This is a genomic window from Salipiger sp. ABF4_146, from assembly GCF_056161345.1.
Map to the genome: position 1 here is coordinate 1 of NZ_JBSWYX010000061.1, position 2,432 is coordinate 2,432.

The 2,432-nt window shown below is 66.1% G+C and carries 3 protein-coding genes; all 3 read right to left on the minus strand.

Features of this window, described 5'->3' with window-relative positions:
* Positions 1-1,535: IS66 family transposase (gene tnpC, locus ACXAJT_RS27505; RefSeq protein WP_475242181.1), on the minus strand; the 1,535-nt coding region annotated here is incomplete at its 3' end.
* A 54-nt stretch (positions 1,536-1,589) separates the two neighbouring features.
* Positions 1,590-1,943, minus strand: coding sequence for an IS66 family insertion sequence element accessory protein TnpB (gene tnpB, locus ACXAJT_RS27510; protein WP_076623781.1), 354 nt, complete (start codon positions 1,941-1,943; stop codon positions 1,590-1,592).
* Complete coding sequence (gene tnpA / locus ACXAJT_RS27515) at positions 1,937-2,347, minus strand: IS66-like element accessory protein TnpA (RefSeq protein WP_076623780.1); 411 nt, start codon at positions 2,345-2,347, stop codon at positions 1,937-1,939. Before tnpA ends, tnpB begins: the two co-directional genes overlap by 7 nt.
* Between the last annotated feature and the right edge of the window lie 85 nt (positions 2,348-2,432).

The window sequence follows — 2,432 nt, forward strand, 5'->3', positions numbered from 1 at the left end:
AAGTTCCATGGCAGGAGCTCGTCGATCCTGCTGGCGGGGTGACCGGCGGCGATGGCTTCGAGGGTCGCCTTGATGTAGGCGAAGGGCTCGACGCCGTTGATCTTCGCGGTGGCGGTCAGGGAGGCGATGTGGGCCCAGGTGCGGCCACCCTCGTCGTGGCCGGCGAAGAGAGCATTCTTCCGCGTGAGCGCAATCGGGCGGATCAGGTTCTCGACGGCATTGGAGTCGATCTCGACGCGGCCGTCGTGAAGGAAGGTCTGCAGGCCGCGCCACTGGCGATGGATGTAGGTCAGCTTTTCGCCCAGGCGCGACTTGGCCGAGATACGCAGGCGCTGTGCCTGCAGCCAATCACCGAACTCGGCCACGAGGGGCACGCTGCGGGTCTGGCGGGCCGACAGGCGTTGGCCTGAGCCCATGCCGCGGATCTCGGCCTCGATGCGGTAGAGCTCGGCAATGCGGCGCAGCCCCTCGGCAGCGATCTCGGATCCATCCCGGTCGAAGACTTCCTTCAGCTTGCGGCGAGCGTGTGCCCAGCAGTGGGCAACCGTGATCGGCGCGCCGCCCTTGCGGGACGTGCGTGTGAGGCGGTCGTAACCGGTGTAGCCGTCGAGCTGGAGGGTGCCGTCGAAGCCCTGGAGGATCTGCTCTGCATGCGCCCCGGCGCGGCTGGGATGGTAGGTGAACACGACACCGGGCGGGTCTTCTCCGCCCCATCCGCGGTCATCTCGGGCAAGCGCCCAGAAGTATCCCGTCTTGGTTCGCCCTCGGCCTGGATCCAGCACCGGGGCCGTGGTCTCGTCCATGAACAGTTTGCCCGAGGACTTGAGATGCTCGGTTAGCCGATCGACCACGGGGCCAAGATGGAAGGCTGCAGTGCCGGCCCAGTCCGCCAGTGTGCTGCGGTCGACCTGGATGCCGGAGCGCGCCAGGATCTGGCTCTGCCTGTAAAATGGCAGGTGGTCCGCGAACTTCGAGACCAACACATGTGCAATGGCACCCTCAGTTGGAAGACCGCCTTCAATCAGCCAGGGCGCGGCAGGTGCCTGAGTGACGCCATCCGAACAGATGCGGCAGGCATACTTCGGCCGGATGTCGACCAGCACGCGGAGCTGCGCAGGCACGATGTCCAGGCGCTCGGTGCGGTCCTCGCCGATCCGGTGCATCCGGCCGCAACCGCAGGGGCAATCGAAGCTGGCCGGCTCGAGGACCCGTTCGATACGCGGCAAGCCCGCGGGCAAATGGCCAAGGTTGCGCTGACGCGTCCGGCGCGGCGTCGTGGTAGACGGCGCGGCCTGCTCCTTGCGGGTCTCGACCTCGGCGACGGCTGTTTCCAGGTCTTCGAAGGCCAGTTGCCGGTCGTCCTCGCTCAGCTTCTCGGAGCGTTTGCCATGCACGACATGGTTCAGTTCAGCGACGAGATGCTCCAGCCGCCGGTTGGCGTCCTTCAGCGCGCCGTTCTCCTGCAACAGCGCCAGCACGGCGGTGCGCTGGCTCTCGGGGATCGCGGACAGGTCGATGGGCGGGGCGCTGGACATGGGCGGATGATACTGCGCCCGGGGTGCCGATGTCCGGCTATTCAGCGCGGTGAGTCACTCTGCCACAGCCGGACGGCGGACCTCCAGTGACCGTACCCGGCGCCAGTCCAGGCCGGCGAACATGGCCTCGAACTGTGCGCGGTTCAGGGTCATGGCCCCGTCACGGATCGAAGGCCAGGTGAATGTGCTTTCCTCAAGCCGCTTGTAGGCCATGACCAAACCACTGCCGTCCCAGAACAGGATCTTCAACCGGTCGGCGCGCTTCGAGCGGAACACGAAGACCGTGCCAGTGAACGGGTCCTCGGCCAGCATCGACTGCACCAGCGCCGCGAGGCCATCATGGCCTTTGCGGAAGTCGACCGGCTTCGTCGCCACCAGGATCCGCACACCCTGCGAGGGCATCAACATGGATGCGCCTCCAAGGCGTGGACGATCTCGGCGATCCGGGCGGCGGGCGCATCCTTCGCGAGTTCGATGATGACCGTACCCCGCACAATCCTGATCGGCGTCCCGGCGCTTGGCGGTTCAGCCTCAGAGGCCGCCGTGATCTCGTCGCAGACCACCAGAGGTGCGAAGACAGCTTCGTTGACCTCCACCGCGGGCAAGACGAGCTTGCCCTCCTTGGCCAGCCGCCGCCACGCCGTCAGCTGACTCGGCATGATCTCGTAACGCGCCGCGACACCCGACACCGTCGCCCCGGGCTCCAGCGTCTCGGCCACCGCCTGCGCCTTAACGTGATCCGGCCAACGCCTCTGGCCAGAAGCGAAGACTTCAACACCAAGCGCCGTGAGAAACGAACTCTTTGCGAACATTGCGAAACGCACTCCTTCTCTTTGGATGCGTATCAACTCGCAATGGCTGATCCCGTCGGCAATGTGGGGCGGCGACAGCGTTTAC